The organism is Rhizobium sp. Root149 (assembly GCF_001427345.1).
In the GTDB taxonomy this organism is placed as follows: domain Bacteria; phylum Pseudomonadota; class Alphaproteobacteria; order Rhizobiales; family Rhizobiaceae; genus Neorhizobium; species Neorhizobium rhizoryzae.
In genome coordinates this window covers 529,577-546,808 of the sequence record NZ_LMGD01000001.1, presented here as the reverse complement: position 1 = coordinate 546,808, position 17,232 = coordinate 529,577, and the positions used below count along the sequence as shown (strand labels likewise).

Annotated in this window: 22 protein-coding genes; 14 read left to right on the top strand and 8 right to left on the bottom strand. The window is 59.3% G+C overall.

Going from position 1 to position 17,232, the window contains the following annotated elements:
• Nucleotides 1-7: 7 nt before the first annotated feature.
• Nucleotides 8-1,423 carry a metalloprotease TldD gene (tldD, locus tag ASD54_RS02640; RefSeq protein WP_062553021.1) on the bottom strand — a complete coding sequence of 472 codons (1,416 nt, stop codon included), beginning with the start codon at nucleotides 1,421-1,423 and terminating at the stop codon, nucleotides 8-10.
• Nucleotides 1,424-1,519: 96 nt separating this feature from the next.
• Complete coding sequence (locus tag ASD54_RS02635) at nucleotides 1,520-2,176, bottom strand: invasion associated locus B family protein (protein ID WP_062553020.1); 657 nt, start codon at nucleotides 2,174-2,176, stop codon at nucleotides 1,520-1,522.
• A gap of 295 nt (nucleotides 2,177-2,471) precedes the next feature.
• Here ASD54_RS02635 and coxB point away from each other — a divergent pair, with 295 nt between their 5' ends.
• The 14 genes from coxB (at nucleotide 2,472) to ASD54_RS02565 (ending at nucleotide 12,796) form a co-directional block, all read left to right on the top strand.
• Nucleotides 2,472-3,356: a cytochrome c oxidase subunit II gene (gene coxB, locus ASD54_RS02630; RefSeq protein ID WP_062553019.1), complete on the top strand. Its 885-nt coding sequence runs from the start codon at nucleotides 2,472-2,474 to the stop codon at nucleotides 3,354-3,356.
• A 13-nt stretch (nucleotides 3,357-3,369) separates the two neighbouring features.
• Nucleotides 3,370-5,061 carry a cytochrome c oxidase subunit I gene (gene ctaD / locus ASD54_RS02625; protein ID WP_062553018.1) on the top strand — a complete coding sequence of 564 codons (1,692 nt, stop codon included), beginning with the start codon at nucleotides 3,370-3,372 and terminating at the stop codon, nucleotides 5,059-5,061.
• 63 nt (nucleotides 5,062-5,124) lie between these two features.
• Complete coding sequence (locus ASD54_RS02620) at nucleotides 5,125-6,081, top strand: heme o synthase (protein ID WP_062553017.1); 957 nt, start codon at nucleotides 5,125-5,127, stop codon at nucleotides 6,079-6,081.
• Entirely contained in the window at nucleotides 6,081-6,215 is a 135-nt protein-coding gene (locus ASD54_RS27390) for a hypothetical protein (RefSeq protein ID WP_062553016.1), read from the top strand. The genes ASD54_RS02620 and ASD54_RS27390 overlap by 1 nt, the downstream gene beginning before the upstream one ends.
• Before the next feature lie 27 nt (nucleotides 6,216-6,242).
• Nucleotides 6,243-6,848 (top strand): cytochrome c oxidase assembly protein, encoded by a 606-nt coding sequence (locus ASD54_RS02610; RefSeq protein ID WP_062553015.1) that lies wholly within the window; start codon nucleotides 6,243-6,245, stop codon nucleotides 6,846-6,848.
• A gap of 56 nt (nucleotides 6,849-6,904) precedes the next feature.
• Nucleotides 6,905-7,780: a cytochrome c oxidase subunit 3 gene (locus ASD54_RS02605; RefSeq protein ID WP_062553014.1), complete on the top strand. Its 876-nt coding sequence runs from the start codon at nucleotides 6,905-6,907 to the stop codon at nucleotides 7,778-7,780.
• Nucleotides 7,781-7,901: 121 nt separating this feature from the next.
• Nucleotides 7,902-8,282 carry a DUF983 domain-containing protein gene (locus tag ASD54_RS02600; protein WP_062553013.1) on the top strand — a complete coding sequence of 127 codons (381 nt, stop codon included), beginning with the start codon at nucleotides 7,902-7,904 and terminating at the stop codon, nucleotides 8,280-8,282.
• Between the two features lie 25 nt (nucleotides 8,283-8,307).
• Complete coding sequence (locus tag ASD54_RS02595; RefSeq protein WP_062553249.1) at nucleotides 8,308-9,045, top strand: SURF1 family protein; 738 nt, start codon at nucleotides 8,308-8,310, stop codon at nucleotides 9,043-9,045.
• 47 nt (nucleotides 9,046-9,092) lie between these two features.
• A complete protein-coding gene (locus ASD54_RS02590; protein WP_062553012.1) occupies nucleotides 9,093-9,458 on the top strand; it encodes a DUF1304 domain-containing protein in 366 nt (121 codons plus the stop codon).
• Nucleotides 9,459-9,466: 8 nt separating this feature from the next.
• Nucleotides 9,467-10,471 (top strand): 4-hydroxy-3-methylbut-2-enyl diphosphate reductase, encoded by a 1,005-nt coding sequence (ispH, locus tag ASD54_RS02585; protein ID WP_062553248.1) that lies wholly within the window; start codon nucleotides 9,467-9,469, stop codon nucleotides 10,469-10,471.
• 109 nt (nucleotides 10,472-10,580) lie between these two features.
• On the top strand, nucleotides 10,581-10,928 hold the full coding sequence (locus ASD54_RS02580) for a VanZ family protein (RefSeq protein WP_062553011.1): 348 nt from the start codon (nucleotides 10,581-10,583) through the stop codon (nucleotides 10,926-10,928).
• 104 nt (nucleotides 10,929-11,032) lie between these two features.
• Nucleotides 11,033-12,004, top strand: a complete 972-nt coding sequence (locus tag ASD54_RS02575; RefSeq protein WP_062553247.1) for a homoserine kinase — start codon at nucleotides 11,033-11,035, stop codon at nucleotides 12,002-12,004.
• Complete coding sequence (gene rnhA, locus ASD54_RS02570; RefSeq protein WP_062553010.1) at nucleotides 12,001-12,441, top strand: ribonuclease HI; 441 nt, start codon at nucleotides 12,001-12,003, stop codon at nucleotides 12,439-12,441. The genes ASD54_RS02575 and rnhA overlap by 4 nt, the downstream gene beginning before the upstream one ends.
• Nucleotides 12,442-12,487: 46 nt before the next feature.
• Nucleotides 12,488-12,796, top strand: a complete 309-nt coding sequence (locus ASD54_RS02565) for a Dabb family protein (RefSeq protein WP_062553009.1) — start codon at nucleotides 12,488-12,490, stop codon at nucleotides 12,794-12,796.
• A 189-nt stretch (nucleotides 12,797-12,985) separates the two neighbouring features.
• Here the strand turns inward: ASD54_RS02565 and ASD54_RS02560 are convergent, their stop codons facing one another.
• The 6 genes from ASD54_RS02560 to ASD54_RS02540 all read right to left on the bottom strand — a co-directional run bounded on the left by ASD54_RS02560 (nucleotide 12,986) and on the right by ASD54_RS02540 (nucleotide 17,155).
• Nucleotides 12,986-13,882 (bottom strand): metal ABC transporter substrate-binding protein, encoded by an 897-nt coding sequence (locus ASD54_RS02560; RefSeq protein WP_062553008.1) that lies wholly within the window; start codon nucleotides 13,880-13,882, stop codon nucleotides 12,986-12,988.
• Between the two features lie 16 nt (nucleotides 13,883-13,898).
• Nucleotides 13,899-14,771 (bottom strand): metal ABC transporter permease, encoded by an 873-nt coding sequence (locus tag ASD54_RS02555; RefSeq protein ID WP_062553007.1) that lies wholly within the window; start codon nucleotides 14,769-14,771, stop codon nucleotides 13,899-13,901.
• Nucleotides 14,768-15,508, bottom strand: a complete 741-nt coding sequence (locus ASD54_RS02550) for an ABC transporter ATP-binding protein (protein WP_062553006.1) — start codon at nucleotides 15,506-15,508, stop codon at nucleotides 14,768-14,770. Before ASD54_RS02550 ends, ASD54_RS02555 begins: the two co-directional genes overlap by 4 nt.
• Nucleotides 15,505-15,627: a hypothetical protein gene (locus ASD54_RS27385; RefSeq protein ID WP_280139160.1), complete on the bottom strand. Its 123-nt coding sequence runs from the start codon at nucleotides 15,625-15,627 to the stop codon at nucleotides 15,505-15,507. The genes ASD54_RS02550 and ASD54_RS27385 overlap by 4 nt, the downstream gene beginning before the upstream one ends.
• 150 nt (nucleotides 15,628-15,777) lie before the next feature.
• Nucleotides 15,778-16,263 (bottom strand): peroxiredoxin, encoded by a 486-nt coding sequence (locus tag ASD54_RS02545; protein ID WP_062553005.1) that lies wholly within the window; start codon nucleotides 16,261-16,263, stop codon nucleotides 15,778-15,780.
• Nucleotides 16,264-16,315: 52 nt separating this feature from the next.
• Nucleotides 16,316-17,155 carry a protein-disulfide reductase DsbD domain-containing protein gene (locus tag ASD54_RS02540; protein ID WP_062553004.1) on the bottom strand — a complete coding sequence of 280 codons (840 nt, stop codon included), beginning with the start codon at nucleotides 17,153-17,155 and terminating at the stop codon, nucleotides 16,316-16,318.
• Nucleotides 17,156-17,232: the final 77 nt, after the last annotated feature.

Genomic DNA, 17,232 nt, shown 5'->3' with positions numbered 1-17,232 from the left:
CACTCTTTCACGCCTTCGTACCGCCGACCGTGACCTGATCCATGCGCAGATGCGGCTGGCCCACGCCGACTGGCACCCATTGACCTGCCTTGCCGCAATTGCCGATCCCGGTATCCAGTTTGGTGTCGTTTCCGACCATGGAAACGCGCTGCATGGCATCCGGTCCGTTGCCGATCAGCATTGCGCCCTTGATGGCGGGACCAACCTTGCCGTTCTCGATGAGATAGGCTTCCGTGCAATCGAACACGAACTTGCCGGAAGTGATGTCCACCTGTCCGCCGCCGAAGGAAACGGCATAAATGCCCTTCTTGACCGAGGCGATGATTTCTTCCGGCGTCTTGTCTCCACCCAGCATGTAGGTGTTGGTCATGCGCGGCATGGGCTGGTAGGCGTAGCCCTGGCGGCGGCCATTGCCGGTGGGGCTCATGCCCATCAGCCGGGCATTCTGCCGGTCCTGCATATAGCCGACGAGCTTGCCCTTTTCGATCAGCACATTGTAGGCCGACGGCGTGCCTTCGTCGTCGACGGTGATCGAACCGCGACGGTTGTCGATTGTCCCATCGTCCACGACGGTCACGCCGGGTGCGGCTACCATCTGGCCCAGAAGCCCGGCAAAAGCGGAGGTTTTCTTGCGGTTGAAATCACCTTCCAGGCCGTGGCCGACAGCTTCGTGCAGCATCACGCCCGGCCAGCCGGAACTCAGGACGACATCCATGGTGCCAGCCGGTGCGTCGATCGCTTCCAGATTGGTCAGGGCCTGCCGCAGCGCCTCATCGGCGCCCTGTTGCCAGTTGCCGTTCAGCAGAAAATCCGTGAGACCGATGCGACCGCCTTTGCCGGACGATCCGCTTTCCTGGCGATCGCCTTCGCCGACAACCACCGAAATATTGACGCGCGTCATCGGGCGGACATCCGTAACCAGATGACCGTCAGCGCGCAGAATATTGACGACCTGCCAGCTTGCCGCAACCGAGGCGGTCACCTGCCTGACCTTCGGATCCTTGTTGCGCAGGTAAGCGTCGATCTCGGTCAGAAGCTTCACCTTCTCTTCGAAGGTGGGAGAGCCGATCGGGTTTTCGTCGCCATAAAGCTTTTTGTTGGTGCGTTGCGGTGCCGCGGAATAGGTGCCTGCATAGCCGCGCGTCACCGCCTTCACCGCATCGGCGGCACGCGTCAATGCCGAGGCCGAGAGTTCGCCCGCATGCGCATAGCCCACTGCTTCGCCTGCCACGGCCCGAAGGCCGAAACCCTGGTCTGTATTGAAGGAACCGCCCTTAAGCCGCCCGTTATCGAAGGTCAGCGCTTCCGCCTGCGCATGCTCGATGAAAAGCTCGCCATCATCCGCGCCGCTCAGCGCTTCGGAGAGCATGGCGCGCAAGCGCGTTTCATCGCAATCGAACAGATTGATAAGGTCGGTGGTCATGATTAACTCCTTCGCCGATCCAGACGGTCGGCCTGGACTTCGATGTAGGAGCACACTCGCGAACGCGCAAGAAAAAGTCAGCGGAACGAGTATGGTTCAAGGCAGGGCGTCGTAGCCCTGGGCAAAACCGGACAGCTCGATCGGAATGCCGACGCGATCTTGATCAACGGATTCCCGAAGCGCGAAAACTGCGTTCTTGCCAGCCCTGAGGATCTTCATCAACTCGTCGTCGATTTCGACTTCCACATAGCACCCTTCGGAGAAGCAGCGCGTGAAATAGGCGCGACCGATATTGTTGCCGTCGACGAAGAGATCCATGCCGTCCTTCAGAAGAACGCCGAGCGGCGCGAGGATGCGCAGAATGCGGGCCTTGCGGTCCACGGTCTTCAGCACGACGACGGACAGGCCGACTTCCGGGCGATCATCGGCGATGACGTTCTGCATCATCGCACATTGTTCGACGGAAGAACCCGCGGGCTTGTCGCATAGGATCGACCAGGCGCCATGGCTCTCGCGCACGGTGCCGGGTGCTGCCGGCGAGCCAGTCTGAGGAGGGGAGGTTCTCGGCGCGGAACCGGCAGACGGGGAAGCTGGCGCCGGTTGCGCCGGCGCTGGAGCCTGCGACTGCGTGGGACGAGGTTGCTTGTCTCCCGATGACGTCTGGGCCTGGACGGGCTCTGCCACGAGCTGCGCCGCAAGCGCCAAGGGCAACAGTGCGGCCATTGTGGCGGCGCGCAGGGTCGGGAATTTCATGAAAACCTCTCAAACGAATCAGTCGCGCTATTCTTGTCGCCGGGGAGCGGGAATGAAAAGCCCTCTCGTAATTTCAAGCGACTGCGGCGAAAATGGGGAGCGAACCGGAAGCCAGCAATTCCGGGCTCTTTTGTGGTTAAAATTGATTCTGGGCAAAAATGCCGCACGAACAAGCGCCCGCAACCCCCTTCACGGATATTGCGGCAGGCGTGATTCTGTGGTTGAACCGGAGGTCTATAGCTAGGGAATTTGCGTTGTGGTCTGATCTAGATCAAACGCAAGGGGAGAGAAATCGATGAACAGAGCCTATGCAGCCTTGGCTGCGACGATCTGTCTGCTCTTTGCCTCGGGGGCAGGGGCGGATCAACCTGTGCCGTGGCAGCTTGATCTTCAGCAGGCAGCATCGCCGATCATGCATGAAATCCGGTGGTTTTCGCACTACAGCCTCTGGTTCATCGTGCCGATCACCCTGTTCGTGCTGGCGCTTCTTGTCTGGGTCGTGATGAAGTTCCGCGCCAGCGTCAATCCGGTGCCATCCAAGACGAGCCACAATACCGCAATCGAAGTAGCCTGGACCCTCGGTCCGGTCGTCATTCTCCTTTTCCTTGCGATTCCGTCGTTCAACCTTCTGAACGCGCAGCTCACCATTCCTGAAAATCCGGACGTGACGGTCAAGGCAACGGCAACGCAGTGGCTGTGGTCCTATGAATACCAGGGCTCCGAAAATCCGGTTGGTTTTGACAGCTACATGCTGAAGGAAACCGATCGCGCGGCAACGGGCAAGGTTGATCCAAAGGTCTATCCGCGCCTGCTGGCCGTCGATAACGAGCTGGTTCTGCCGGTCAACAAGACCGTGCGCATGTTGGTGACGGCTGCTCCGACGGACGTTATCCACGCCTTCGCCATGCCAGCCTTCGGTGTCAAGATCGATGCCGTCCCGGGCCGCCTGAACGAAACCTGGTTCCGCGCCGAGAAGGAAGGCCTCTATTACGGCCAGTGCTCCGAGCTTTGCGGCAAGGATCACGCCTACATGCCGATCGCCATTCGCGTCGTCTCGGACGAGCAGTACAAGGCATGGATGGCCAAGGCCGGCAGCGATCTGCAGGGCGCCAACAAGGCACTCATGGCTGCAACCGATGCCAAGACCGGCGTGAAGCTGGCCTCCGCGGAAATCAAGTAAGGGAGTGGGGACAATGGCTGGACCTTCCGCACATGATCATCAGCATGCCGCGCACGGCGCGCATGCTCACGATGATCACCATCACGATCACAAGCCGGGCTTTTTTACCCGCTGGTTCTTCTCGACCAACCACAAGGATATCGGCACGCTCTACCTGATCTTCGCGATCATGGCAGGCATTGTCGGCGGCCTCATGTCAGTCGCCATGCGCATGGAGCTGCAGGAGCCTGGCATCCAGATCTTCCACGGTCTGGCATCCATGGTCTACGGCTTCCAGGGTGATGCTGCCATCGACGGCGGCAAGCACATGTACAATGTGTTCACCACCGCCCACGCGCTCATCATGATCTTCTTCATGGTCATGCCCGCTCTCATCGGCGGCTTTGCCAACTGGATGATCCCGATCATGATTGGCGCGCCGGACATGGCGTTTCCGCGTCTGAACAACATCTCCTTCTGGCTCATCGTCCCGGCCTTCCTGCTGCTCGTCCTGTCCATGTTCGTGGAAGGTCCGGCAGGCGCGTTCGGCGTCGGCGGTGGCTGGACCATGTATCCGCCGCTCGCGACATCCGGTCAGCCCGGTCCGGCCGTCGATCTGGCGATCTTCGCGCTTCACGTCTCGGGCGCGTCTTCCATCCTCGGTGCCATCAACTTCATCACCACGATCCTGAACATGCGCGCGCCGGGCATGTCCCTGCACAAGATGCCGCTGTTTGCCTGGTCCGTTCTGGTCACGGCATTCCTGTTGCTTCTGTCCCTGCCGGTTCTGGCAGGTGGCATCACCATGCTTCTGACGGACCGCAATTTCGGCACGACCTTCTTCGCGCCGGAAGGTGGCGGTGACCCGATCCTCTACCAGCACCTGTTCTGGTTCTTCGGTCATCCGGAAGTCTACATCCTGATCCTGCCCGGCTTCGGCATTATCAGCCACATCGTGTCCACCTTCTCCAGAAAGCCGGTTTTCGGTTATCTCGGAATGGCCTATGCCATGGTTGCCATCGGCGCCGTCGGCTTCATCGTCTGGGCGCACCACATGTACACGGTCGGCCTGTCGCTCGATGCGCAGCGCTACTTCGTGTTCGCAACCATGGTCATCGCCGTTCCGACGGGCGTGAAGATCTTCTCCTGGATCGCAACGATGTGGGGCGGTTCGCTGACCTTCCGCACACCGATGATCTGGGCGATCGGCTTCATCTTCCTGTTTACGGTCGGTGGTGTCACGGGCGTTCAGTTGGCCAATGCCGGTCTCGACCGCTCTCTGCATGACACCTATTACGTCGTCGCGCACTTCCACTACGTTCTGTCGCTCGGCGCAGTCTTCGCCATCTTCGCAGCCTGGTACTACTGGTTCCCGAAGATGACCGGCTACATGTATTCCGAAGCGATCGGCAACCTGCATTTCTGGGTCATGTTCGTCGGCGTGAACCTCGTGTTCTTCCCGCAGCATTTCCTGGGTCTTGCGGGCATGCCGCGCCGCTACATCGACTATCCGGATGCTTTCGCTGGCTGGAACTACGTGTCCTCCATCGGTTCCTACATCTCGTTCGTCGGTGTTCTGGTGTTCCTCTACGGCATCTGGGAAGCCTTTGCGCGCAAGCGCGTTGCCGGTGACAACCCGTGGGGTGAAGGTGCAACCACGCTGGAATGGCAGCTGTCCTCGCCGCCGCCGTTCCACCAGTGGGAAGAACTGCCGCGCATCAAGTAAGCGCGATGAATAAGAGGCGGCGCGGCAACCCTGCGCCGCTTCCGGTAGAGTTAGGATTGAAACATGACCACAGTCGATCATCACGCGGGCCTTGGAGGAGACGATCAGGTTCGTCTCTCGGAAGCTGGCGCTCGCGATTTCTTCGAGCTCTTGAAGCCGCGCGTGATGTCGCTTGTGGTGTTCACAGCCTTTGCCGGTCTTATGCTGGCTCCGGGCCACATCAATCCCTTCATTGGTGCCATTGCCATTCTGTGCATCGCCGTTGGCGCGGGCGCATCTGGCGCTCTCAACATGTGGTATGATGCCGATATCGATGCGGTCATGAGCCGCACGGCGCGCCGTCCGATCCCGGATGGCCGCATCCTGCCGCAGGAAGCGCTCGCCTTCGGCTTGACGCTGTCCACATTCTCGGTTGCGATCCTCGGCCTTGTGGTCAACTGGTTCGCCGCGGGCCTGCTGGCCTTCACCATTTTCTTCTATGCCGTCGTCTATACGATGTGGCTCAAGCGCTCGACCCCGCAGAACATCGTCATTGGTGGTGCATCCGGCGCGTTTCCGCCCATGATTGGCTGGGCCTGCGTCACCGGCGGCGTCTCCCTCGACAGCGTCCTGCTGTTCCTTATCATTTTCCTCTGGACGCCCGCGCACTTCTGGGCACTCGCTCTCTTCAAGATGCGCGATTACGGCTCCGTTGGCGTCCCAATGATGCCGAATGTTGCAGGCGAACGGTCCACCAAGCTTCAGATGATCGTCTATGCAGTCCTGACTGCTCTGGTGGGCGTCGCACCGACATTGACCGGGCTGGTTGGGTGGGCCTACGGGGCCTTCGCGGCCGTCCTGGGGGCCATCTTCATTCTCTGTTCCATCGCCGTCTGGCGCATGCCGGATGGCGACGAAAAGATGGTACAGGCAAAGCGGATGTTTGCCTATTCGGTGCTCTATCTCTTCGTCATCTTCTGCGGTCTGCTGGCTTCGCATTTTGCAGCCGCGATCTTCGGTCCCATGGGAGGGCTGCTCTGATGGAAACGATCAAGCTCAATGAAAAGCAGCAAAAGTCCCGGCGTGGTCGCAACATCGCGCTGGGCGTGGTGCTCGGCGCGCTCGTGGTCATCTTCTATATCGTGACGCTGATCAAGATCGGACACGTGGGCTGAGATGAACGCAAGGGAGGAGGATGCCACATGACTGAAGCCGCAAAGCCAGCGCAGCGCCGGGTGAACAACAGTTCGATCCTCGTCGGCTGTGTCGTGTTCGTGGCCGGCATGGTGGGCGCCGCCTATGCCTCCGTTCCCCTGTACCGCCTGTTCTGCCAGGTGACCGGCTATAACGGCACCACCCAGCGGGTCGAGCAGTTTTCCGATACGGTTCTCGATCAGACGGTCAAGGTTACCTTCGACGCGAATACGTCGTCCGGGCTGAACTGGGAGTTCAAGCCGGTGCAGAATTCCGTTGAGCCGAAGATCGGCGAAACGGTGCAGATCACCTACAAGGCAACGAACAAATCGCCGACACCGGTAACCGGAACGGCCGTGTTCAATGTCACGCCCATGGAGGCGGGTGCCTATTTCAACAAGGTCCAGTGCTTCTGCTTCACGGAAACGACCCTGAAGCCAGGCGAAACTCTGGAAATGCCGGTGGTGTTTTTCGTTGATCCAGAGATCACCAAGGCAGAAGAAACCAAGAATATCAGAACTATTACGCTGTCCTACACGTTCTATCCAAGCCAGGGGGCCAAGCCGGTTGCCGGTTTGCAGGATAAGACGGGCGAGACGGGCCGTAAACTGTAAGAGAGGGCTCCTCCGCCTGGCGCGGGGGCTTGAGGAGAAAGACCGGGGACTTCGACATGGCAGACGCACATCAGAAAAAGCACGATTACCACATCATTGATCCAAGCCCGTGGCCGTTGCTTGCCTCCATCGGTGCTTTCGTTCTCACCTTCGGCGGTGTGGGCTTCATGCGCTACCTGCATGGTAGTGAATTCAAGATGTTCGGCCTGAACCTTGCCACGCCGTGGCTGTTCTTCATCGGTCTGGCCATCGTCATCTACACGATGATCGGCTGGTGGGCTGATACGATCAAGGAAGGCCGCGAAGGCCACCATACGCGTGTTGTTTCGCTGCATCTGCGCTATGGCATGATCATGTTCATCGCCTCTGAAGTCATGTTCTTCGTGGCGTGGTTCTGGGCCTTCTTCGATGCCAGCCTCTATGCCAACGAAGCGATCCAGGCGAGCCGCGTTCTTGCAACCGGCGGCCAGTGGCCTCCGAAGGGCATCGAAGTGCTGGATCCCTGGCATCTGCCGCTCTACAACACGGTCATCCTGCTTCTGTCCGGCACCTGCGTCACCTGGGCGCACCATGCTTTGCTGCACAATGACCGCAAGGGCCTGATCAACGGTTTGCTGCTCACCGTGGTGCTCGGCGTTCTGTTCTCCTTCGTGCAGGGTTACGAATATGCCGAAGCTCCGTTCGCCTTCAAGAACTCGATCTATGGCGCAACCTTCTTCATGGCCACCGGCTTCCACGGCTTCCACGTCCTGATCGGCACGATCTTCCTGATCGTTTGCCTGCTGCGCGCCGTCAACGGTGGCTTTACGCCGCAGAAGCATTTCGGATTTGAAGCCGCCGCCTGGTATTGGCACTTCGTTGACGTGGTCTGGTTGTTCCTGTTCTTCACCATCTACATCTGGGGTGGTTGGGGAGCACCCTTGGCTCATTGAGCCAACGCTTCACTTGAATGTGCAAAGGGCGGCTCTGGTCGCCCTTTTCCATTTGGACAGACGCCTTGGCTGCGGGTAACGTCGGTGCAGACAATAGGCAAAGTTAGCGGATAGATTGACAATGCAGGATGAAGCCCATTACCCGCCGCAAGATGCAATCCGCGCTGGCCTGTCCGGTTCCTGTCCGCGCTGTGGTCAAGGCAGGCTGTTTGATGGCCTGTTGAAGGTTCGGCCTGCCTGCGGCAATTGCGGCCTTGATTACTCCTTTGCGGATTCAGGCGATGGTCCGGCGGTTTTCGTGATGCTGCTGGTCGGATTCGTGGTGGTCGGGTTTGCGCTCTGGTTCGAATTCACCTTTCACCCGTCCATCTGGCTGCATTTCATCGTCACGGCACCGTTTTCCATCGTCATCTGCCTTGGCTCGCTGCGCTTGTTGAAGGGCGTCCTGATTGCCTTGCAATACAAGCACAGTGCCCATGAAGGCAGCATAGACCGTGGCTGATCAGTCCCCTTCGCTGCCGCCCCGCATGTCGCCTCGTCGCAAGCTCGTTTCCGCCGTGCTGGTTCTGGTCGCTCTCGCCATCCTGTTGTCGCTCGGCACCTGGCAGGTCCAGCGCCTTCACTGGAAAGAGCAGTTACTGGCGCAAATGGAGGCCCGCCGTCAGGCGGCGCCGGTCGAACTGGTCGATGCCGAAACGGCGCTGAAAACCGGGCAGGATCAGGAATATCTGCGCGTGCGTGTCGAAGGTGTCTTCGATCACACCAAGGAGCGGCATTTCTTTGCCACGGATGCTGGCCGCACGGGTTTTTATGTCTACACGCCGCTGCGACTGGCCGATAGGCGGGAGCTCTTCGTCAACCGGGGGTTCGTGCCCTATGATCTGAAGCAGGCGGACAAACGGCAGGCGGGAGAGGTGCAGGGGACCGTCGCCTTGACCGGTTACCTTCGCAACCGATTGGAGGGGAAGCCATCCTCGCTTGTGCCGGATAACGATCTGCAGAAGAACATCTTCTACTGGAAGGACTGGACAGCGATGGTGCGGTCCACGAACCTCGATCCGGTAAATGTGGTGCCCTTCTTTGTCGATGCGGATGATGCCGTGCAGCCCCCGGGCGGCTGGCCGAAAGCGGGCGTCACGCAGTTCGAATTGCCGAATAACCATCTGCAATATGCGGTCACCTGGTACGGCCTTGCTGCGGCGCTTGTCGGGGTCTCGCTTGCCATGGTGTTCCGTCGTCGAAAGGATGATCCGACTGGCCGGTGAAGGGCAATCGCGGTGTTGCATATCATTGTTTTATGAGGGGGATTTGAATGTCTGTTATTGCAAATAGTCTGGTTGCGCTGGTTGCGCTTGAGCACATCTACATTCTTGTGCTCGAAATGTTTCTCTGGACCAAGCCCAGGGGACGAAAGGCCTTTGGCCTGACGCCCGAGCGGGCAGAAGCAACAAAGGTCATGGCGGCCAACCAGGGTCTCTACAACGGCTTCCTGGCCGCAGGGCTTCTCTGGGCGCTTGTCCATCCCGATGCTGGCGTTGCCTATCAGCTCAAGCTATTTTTCATTGGCTGTGTGCTGGTGGCTGGCCTATATGGAGGGGCAACGGCTTCCAGGAAGATCTTCGTCATTCAGGCGCTTCCGGCGGCCATCGCCCTGATTTTTGTGCTGATTGCTGGCTAGGTTTGTCGATGAACATGCAGGTTTCCCGTCCTCCGCTAACGATCCGCCTGTGCGGCCCGCGCGGCTTCTGCGCCGGAGTGGACCGGGCAATCCAGATCGTGGTTCTGGCCCTCAAGCGTTATGGCGCCCCGGTCTACGTGCGCCATGAAATCGTCCATAACCGCTATGTCGTGGAAGGGCTTGAGGCAAAGGGCGCCATCTTCGTCGAGGAACTGAACGAGATCCCGGCGGAACATCGGCATCAGCCCGTGGTGTTTTCCGCCCATGGCGTGCCGAAGTCCGTGCCGGAAGATGCGCAGTCGCGCAATCTCTTCTACCTCGATGCCACCTGTCCGCTGGTGTCTAAGGTGCACAAGCAGGCCATGCGCCACCAGAGGCTTGGCCGTCACGTCGTGCTGATCGGCCATGCGGGTCATCCGGAGGTCATCGGCACGATGGGGCAATTGCCGGAAGGAACGGTGTCGCTGATCGAGACCGTGGAAGATGCCGAGGGTTACCAGCCATCGGATCCGGACAATCTGGGCTATGTGACGCAGACAACGCTTTCGGTCGATGATACGGCGGGCGTGATTGCCAAGCTGCAGGAGCGTTTTCCAAACCTGACGGCGCCTTCGGCAGACAGCATCTGCTATGCCACCACCAACCGGCAGGAAGCCGTGAAGCAGGCCGCACCCGGTTGCGATCTCTTCATCGTTGTCGGTGCTCCGAATTCATCCAATTCGAAGCGGCTGGTGGAGGTTGCTCTGCGGGCAGGGGCCACGCGGTCTCTGCTGGTTCAGCGGGCCTCCGAAATCGATTGGGAAAGCATCGGCACGATAGGCACGCTCGGCATTTCCGCCGGTGCCTCGGCGCCGGAAGTCATTGTCGATGAAATCATCGAAGCCTTCCGGGAGCGTTTCGATGCCAGTGTCGAATTGGCGATCACAACGGAAGAAAACGAACATTTCCTGGTCAACCGCGAGCTTCGCGATATCGAGCTGACCCGCGAGGATATGGCCTGGGTGAACGGGTGAGTTGGGATCCGGCGCAAGTCTTGCGATTAACGCTGTCGCAGCTTCCGCCTTTACTTGGCCACAGGTTTCCGTCACTAAGCGCTGATAAAACCCGAGCCAGCACGGAACCATGTCGGAAAAGCTCTTCAAGATACTGGCCTGGTCGACCCTTGCCTTCATTATTTTCGCAACCGTCTCTCCCATCGGCCTGCGCCCGCATGATGTTCTGCCGGTGAATGTGGACCGCGCGCTGGCGTTTGCGCTGCTGTCCTGCCTCTTCGTCGTGGCCTATCCCCGTTATTTCCTGATTTCGACGGCCTTCATCATCGCATCCGCCTTTGCCATCGAGCTGCTTCAATATCTGCAACCGACCCGCCATCCGGAAGTGCGAGACGCGCTGATCAAGGCGGCGGGCGCGGCTTTCGGCCTGCTCGCCGGCTGGCTGATCAACCGCTATCGAACGTCAAGACCGATGTAGACCCGATAGAATTCCTGTGCCTGAAGTGTCCGCGGCACTAGCCACAGGGCCATCCTGCTGTGTATTTCATGTCCAACGCAGGATCGAATGCAGGACCAGAGCTCTTGGCTGTCTATACCGACATTACCGAAAACGACCTTCGCAATTTTCTGAGCGAATATGATGTAGGCGAACTGACCTCCTACAAGGGGATCGCGGAGGGCGTCGAGAACTCCAATTTCCTGCTGCATACCACGAAGGATCCGCTAATCCTGACGCTTTACGAGAAGCGGGTCGACGCAGGTGATCTGCCCTTCTTCCTCGGGCTGATGCAGCACCTTGCGCAGAAGGGCCTGAATTGCCCGCTGCCGCTGCCGCGCCATGATGGCAAGATTTGCGGTGAACTGTCGGGTCGCCCGGCGGCGCTCATTTCCTTTCTGGAAGGCATGTGGCTGCGCAAGCCCGAAGCACAGCATTGCCACGCCGTAGGTGTTGCGCTGGCGCAGATGCATCTGGCGGCACGCGACTTTTCGATTACCCGCCGCAACGCGCTTTCGGTGGATGGCTGGCAGGAGCTGTGGGCCAAGGCTGCCCCGCGTGCCGATGAGGTTCTGCCCGGTCTTCAGCAGGAAATCGGCGCCGAGCTCGACTATCTGGTCAGCCACTGGCCGCAGGATCTGCCGCAGGGCGTCATCCATGCCGATCTGTTTCAGGACAATGTGTTCTTCCTGTCCGATCGCCTGTCAGGATTGATCGATTTCTATTTCGCCTGCAATGATCTTCTGGCCTACGATGTCTCCATCTGCCTGAATGCCTGGTGCTTCCAGCCCGATGGCGCCTATAATTTCGCGAAGGGCAGCGCGCTTCTTGCCGGTTACCAGTCCGTTCGTCCCTTGAACGCAGATGAGATTGCGGCTCTTCCGGTCCTGTGCCGGGGTTCGGCCCTACGCTTTTTCCTGACGCGGCTTTACGACTGGCTGACGACGCCGGAGGGCGCTCTGGTGGTCAAGAAAGATCCGATCGAATACCTGCGCAAATCGCGCTTTCACCGCGCGATCGAAGCTGCATCCGAATATGGGCTGGAGCCCGCCGCATGAAACAGGTGCAGATCTTTACCGACGGTGCCTGTTCGGGCAATCCGGGTCCGGGTGGCTGGGGCGCCATTCTTCGCTACGGGGAGAATGAAAAGGAACTCTATGGCGGCGAGCCAGAAACCACCAATAACCGCATGGAACTGCTGGCGGCGATCAGCGCGCTCAATGCGCTGAAGAGCCCCTGCGAGGTCGACCTTCATACCGATAGCAAATATGTGATGGACGGCATCTCCAAGTGGATCTTCGGCTGGAAGAAGAACGGCTGGAAGACGGCGGACAAGAAGCCGGTCAAGAATGGTGAACTTTGGCAGGAACTCGATGTCGCCAACCAGCGGCACAAGGTGAAATGGCACTGGGTCAAGGGCCATGCGGGTCACCCGGAAAACGAACGGGCGGACGAACTGGCAAGGCTCGGCATGGAGCCGTTCAAGAAGCGTTGAACCGACCGGGCTCAACGCAAGAAAGCTATAAATGGGAGGGGACGGCATGATCCTGCACTGTGTATTTCTGCGTCTCAAAGCATCGCTGCCGGCAGAGGAAAAAGCGGCGCTTTTCGAGGCGCTCGCGGCCTTGAAGGAACGTATCCCCGGCATTGTTGAGATCCAGCACGGACCGAACGTCTCGCCGGAAGGCCTGAGCGGTGGTTTTCGCGATGGCTTTGTTGTCACGTTCGAAAACGCCGATGCGCGTGACGCCTACCTCGTTCATCCGGAGCATGTTGCGGTCGGTGATCGCCTCGTCGCGGCTTGCGATGGCGGTCTCGCCGGATTGATGGTCTTCGATTTCGAGACTTGAGCATGTCGTAGCTAAAAGTGTGCAGCGGTTTTGCGACAACGACATGCGATAAAACAAAGAGATAAAGCGTCAAGAGCGAAGCAACACGCTTCAAGAAAATGACAGAACGAGGGGGCTGGGCAAGCCCCCTCATTCGACCGGTGACCTGCCAAGTGAGGGGGAGCAGGTTGCGCCGGATCTGTGTGATGGTCAGCTCGCCTTCTCCATGGCAGCGGCCATCTGGTCCACGTTGAAGCGGAACATCTTCTCGTAGGTGGAGGCGGGCCCCTTCGGCTTGGAGAGAGACTCGACATAAAGCTCGCCGCCCGGCTTGGCGCCCGTCGCCTTGGCAACCTGCTTCACCAGCCTCGGGTCGTTGGAGTTTTCGAAGAAGTAGGTCTTCACCTTTTCAGCCTTGATCTGCTCGATCAGCTTGGCCACGTCAGCGGCAGAGGCTTCCGTTTCGGTGGAAACACCCAGCGGCGCCAGGAAACTGACCTTGTACTCACGTCCGAAATAGCCAAACGCATCATGGCTGGTCAGCACCTTGCGCTGCTCCTGCGGGATCTTGTCCAGCTTGGAATGGGCGTAGGCGTTCAACTCGTCCAGCTTCTTGCTGTAGGCCTCCGCATTGGCCTTGAAGGTTGCGGCGTCTGCAGGATCGGCTGCGGAAAGCGCCTTTTCGATATTGGCGACCCAGACTTTCACATTGACCGGGCTGTTCCAGACATGCGGATCGGTCACCGTCTTGCCATCCTCGTCCATGGTGCGCGTGTTCACACCTTCGGAAGCCACCACCGGCTTGCCCTTGAAACCCGATGCGGAAATCAGGCGGTCCATCCAGCCTTCCAGCCCTTCGCCACTGACGAACACCACATCCGCCGCCTTCAGCGCCTTGGCATTGGCAGGTGTCGGCTCGAATTCATGGGGGTCACCATCCGGACCCACAAGCGTGGAAACCTGTACCTTGTCGCCGCCCACCTGATGAACGATGTCGGCAAGAACCGTGAAACTGGCAACGGCCTTCAGTTCGGCAGCGGAGACAGGTGCGGTGAAAGCCATGATGGCGGGTATGGCAGCGGAGAGAAACAGCAGGCGGGAAGACATGGACAATGCTCCTGGGTTAGCCTTTGAGGTGAGGGAGGGGAAAGAAGCGCCGCATGATGCCGGAGGGCGCAACAAGAATGGAGCAGCCGTAGAGACATGCGGCCGTCATGATGATTGTCGGACCGGATGCCAGTTCCAGATGATACGAGGCGATCAGGCCCACATATCCTGAAACCAGCGCAGAGCCGAAGGCGACGAGAAGCATGGTGGACAGGCTGCGCGCCCAGAGTTGGGCCGTTGCGGCTGGCAACATCATCAGGCCCACCGCCATCAGCGTGCCGAGCGCCTGGAAGCTGGCGACGAGGTTCAGCACCACCATCAACAGGAAGATGTAGTGATAGAGCGGGCCGCGCCCACCGACCGCTTTCAGGAAGCCGGGATCGAAGCATTCGGCGACCAGCGGGCGATAGATGGCTGCGATCACGACCAGTGTCAGCGAAGTGATCAGGCCGATCTGGATCAGCGCCTCTTCATCTATGGCGAGAATGGTGCCGAACAGCACATGCAGAAGATCGATGTTGGAGCCGCGCAAGGAAACGATCAGCACACCCAGCGCCAGTGACGTGAGGTAGAAACTGGCAAAGCTCGCATCTTCCGCCAGGTTCGTGAAACGGCTGACGATGCCCGCAAGAACAGCGACGGAAAGCCCGGCAATCAACCCGCCGAGCCCCATGGCCGTCAGCGATAGGGAACCGGCAACGAGATAGCCGATAGCCGCTCCTGGCAGCACGGCGTGGCTTAAGGCATCGCCCATCAGGCTCATGCGGCGCATCATGAGGAAGACGCCGATCGGGCCGGAACCCAGCGCCAGACAAAGACACGCGACAAGCGCACGACGCATGAAGCCGTAATCCATCATCGGCGCGATGAAGATGTCATAGGCGCTCATGCGGCGCCCTCGCAGACGGCGGCGTTCTCATCCCAACGCTCGGCCATGGCACGTGCGCGGGAAAGATTGGCGGCAGACATCACCTCGGTCGTCGGTCCCCAGGCGATCAGTTCACGGGCAATCAGCAGCGTTTCAGGAAAATGCTGCCGCACCTGCTCGAAATCATGAAGCACGGCCACCACTGTGCGGCCTTCGCCATGCCAGTTCCGCACGATCTCCAGAAGATCGCGTGTGGTGCGTGCGTCGATGGCCGTGAAGGGTTCGTCCAGCAGAATGACCTTTGCATCCTGCACCAGCAGGCGGGCAAACAACACGCGCTGAAACTGCCCCGCTGAAAGCGAGCCAATGGAGCGGCGCTCAAAACCCTGAAGACCAACGGCCTGCAAGGCGTGCATCGCATCCGCTCGATCCTTGCCGTTCACGCCGCCAAAGGCGCCGGTATTCTTCCAGGCACCCAGCAGAACCGTATCCAGAACAGAAACGGGAAAACGACGGTTTATCTCTGCGGCCTGCGGCAGATAGCCGATTTCCGTACGACGCAAACCATGCTCAATCCGTCCCTCGGCGGGCCGCAACTCACCAATAATCGCCTTCAGAAGCGTGGATTTGCCCGCTCCATTCGGCCCCGCAATGGCAGTCAGGCTGCCTTCAGCGATCTGACCGTTTACATGATGAACCGCCGGATGCCGGTCGTAGGTGACCGTGAGGTTCGAAAGCGAAAGGACGGGCGTCCTCATGGCAGCGAAATCGCCCAGTGGACTGCCAGCCACAGGAGGGCCAGCACGACACCGACGCCGAGTAGACGAACAAGCGCAGAGCGCTGGAGGAGATCGATGAAAAACAAGGAGTTGCGCATCCGCGCCTCATGAATGTTATGACATTACGGTTATGTTATAACAAAAATGGCGGAATAAGGGCAAGGTGTGCATGGCGAAACGGGTGACGTGATCGCAATAAAAAAAGCGGCCTCCGGATGGAGGCCGCTCGTCAGCGCAGAATAGTGAGATTACAGGCGTTCCAGCATCGCCGCAGCGCCAGACACGGTTGCCTGACCGGGTGATTCCTCGATGTTGAGCGACTTCACAACACCGTCTTCGACCAGCATGGAATAGCGCTTGGAACGAATGCCGAGGCCGGCGCCGGATGCATCCAGCTCAAGGCCGATGGCCTTGGTAAAGCTGGCATCCCAATCCGACAGGAAGCGGATCTTGCCGGTGCCGCCGGTCTTTTCAGCCCAGGCACCCATCACGAAGAAATCGTTGACGGCAACAACCGCGATCTCATCCACGCCACGCTCCAGCAGCGCATCGCGATTTTCAAGATAGCCCGGCAGATGGTTGAGCGAGCAGGTGGGGGTAAAGGCGCCCGGAACCGCGAAAAGGACGACCTTCTTGCCCTTGAACAGCTCGTCTGTCGTGACCTCGATCGGGCCGTCAGCGGTCTTTTCCTTGAACTTGGCCTGCGGCAGGGTATCGCCTTCAGCAATCGTCATAGCTTTTGTCCTTCGTGCGGTTGATAGGAATGCGCCGCACTATAGAGCCCGCCTATTCGATGGCAAGCGGGGTCTCCATGGCTCTGTTGCCTGCAATCACCAGAAGGCTCCAGTACTGTCCGGTTTGCATTGGCTTGTTGGCCAGTTTGCCAAGCGGCATATCCACAGAATAGATGCCGCCGGAGGTTTTGGCATGTTCCTGATCGAGCAGTACGTGGCCGTCCGGCCCCACCACCACGATATCAGGCCGGGGCGATCCCTCTGGCAGCTTCAGCGAAAGCTTGAGCTTCTTGTGATCAGAACCCAGTTTTGATTCTGCCACCGCAAAATCGGGTGAGGGTACTTCCGGCAGATGGCGTGTGGCTTCATCAAGGATCAGGTTTTCTTCGAGCGGAAGTTTCTTGGAGAGCAGGTTGACCTGGAACTCCGCCTGGAACGGAACGCAGATATTGCGGCAGAGACCGATGAACGCGGAAGCCTTGAACACCGCCGGACGGCTCGCATCGGTGATCTTGACCGTAAACGGCAGTGTCACGGGATGGTCGTAACCAAGATCGCGGATGTCGCCGTCCACGAACTGCTTGGGCACCGGAAACTTCATGTCGGTCAGGGTCAGGCCGCTGTCCGGCGCCAGCGAAAGCTGGGGTGGAATGCCCGCCTGTCCCGGTTGCTTCCAGTAGGTAATCCAGCCGTCACGCGGTTCGATCTGCAAGGCGCCGCGCACCGTCCCGTCGGGCTCCGGTGGCAAGGCCACGATGCGCATGCGCCCGCCATCGTTCACCGCCCAGTCCGACATCTCGGCATGGGCAGGCGTAAGCGAGCTTGCGAGCGTGGCAAGCAGGCCGAGACAGAGAGTTTGGAACCGCAAACCGGTTTTCAGTATTGAAGCCATGATCGGAGATTTAGTCGAGCACTTGATGCCTTGCCAGTCACAACGTCACAAGGCTCTTCATTTTCGGTTGATTGATA

What these genes read in the sequence shown, in the direction of transcription:
- ASD54_RS02635 (WP_062553020.1), bottom strand. Translation starts at nt 2,176, where the DNA reads ATGAAATTCCCGACCCTGCGCGCCGCCACAATGGCCGCACTGTTGCCC.
- ASD54_RS02590 (WP_062553012.1), top strand. Translation starts at nt 9,093, where the DNA reads ATGTCTGTTATTGCAAATAGTCTGGTTGCGCTGGTTGCGCTTGAGCAC.
- ASD54_RS02545 (WP_062553005.1), bottom strand. Translation starts at nt 16,263, where the DNA reads ATGACGATTGCTGAAGGCGATACCCTGCCGCAGGCCAAGTTCAAGGAA.
- ASD54_RS02555 (WP_062553007.1), bottom strand. Translation starts at nt 14,771, where the DNA reads ATGAGCGCCTATGACATCTTCATCGCGCCGATGATGGATTACGGCTTC.
- ctaD (WP_062553018.1), top strand. Translation starts at nt 3,370, where the DNA reads ATGGCTGGACCTTCCGCACATGATCATCAGCATGCCGCGCACGGCGCG.
- ASD54_RS02595 (WP_062553249.1), top strand. Translation starts at nt 8,308, where the DNA reads ATGTCGCCTCGTCGCAAGCTCGTTTCCGCCGTGCTGGTTCTGGTCGCT.
- ASD54_RS02605 (WP_062553014.1), top strand. Translation starts at nt 6,905, where the DNA reads ATGGCAGACGCACATCAGAAAAAGCACGATTACCACATCATTGATCCA.
- ASD54_RS27385 (WP_280139160.1), bottom strand. Translation starts at nt 15,627, where the DNA reads ATGCGCAACTCCTTGTTTTTCATCGATCTCCTCCAGCGCTCTGCGCTT.
- ASD54_RS02620 (WP_062553017.1), top strand. Translation starts at nt 5,125, where the DNA reads ATGACCACAGTCGATCATCACGCGGGCCTTGGAGGAGACGATCAGGTT.
- tldD (WP_062553021.1), bottom strand. Translation starts at nt 1,423, where the DNA reads ATGACCACCGACCTTATCAATCTGTTCGATTGCGATGAAACGCGCTTG.
- ispH (WP_062553248.1), top strand. Translation starts at nt 9,467, where the DNA reads ATGAACATGCAGGTTTCCCGTCCTCCGCTAACGATCCGCCTGTGCGGC.
- ASD54_RS02550 (WP_062553006.1), bottom strand. Translation starts at nt 15,508, where the DNA reads ATGAGGACGCCCGTCCTTTCGCTTTCGAACCTCACGGTCACCTACGAC.
- ASD54_RS27390 (WP_062553016.1), top strand. Translation starts at nt 6,081, where the DNA reads ATGGAAACGATCAAGCTCAATGAAAAGCAGCAAAAGTCCCGGCGTGGT.
- ASD54_RS02565 (WP_062553009.1), top strand. Translation starts at nt 12,488, where the DNA reads ATGATCCTGCACTGTGTATTTCTGCGTCTCAAAGCATCGCTGCCGGCA.
- ASD54_RS02540 (WP_062553004.1), bottom strand. Translation starts at nt 17,155, where the DNA reads ATGGCTTCAATACTGAAAACCGGTTTGCGGTTCCAAACTCTCTGTCTC.
- coxB (WP_062553019.1), top strand. Translation starts at nt 2,472, where the DNA reads ATGAACAGAGCCTATGCAGCCTTGGCTGCGACGATCTGTCTGCTCTTT.
- ASD54_RS02600 (WP_062553013.1), top strand. Translation starts at nt 7,902, where the DNA reads ATGCAGGATGAAGCCCATTACCCGCCGCAAGATGCAATCCGCGCTGGC.
- ASD54_RS02560 (WP_062553008.1), bottom strand. Translation starts at nt 13,882, where the DNA reads ATGTCTTCCCGCCTGCTGTTTCTCTCCGCTGCCATACCCGCCATCATG.
- ASD54_RS02610 (WP_062553015.1), top strand. Translation starts at nt 6,243, where the DNA reads ATGACTGAAGCCGCAAAGCCAGCGCAGCGCCGGGTGAACAACAGTTCG.
- rnhA (WP_062553010.1), top strand. Translation starts at nt 12,001, where the DNA reads ATGAAACAGGTGCAGATCTTTACCGACGGTGCCTGTTCGGGCAATCCG.
- ASD54_RS02580 (WP_062553011.1), top strand. Translation starts at nt 10,581, where the DNA reads ATGTCGGAAAAGCTCTTCAAGATACTGGCCTGGTCGACCCTTGCCTTC.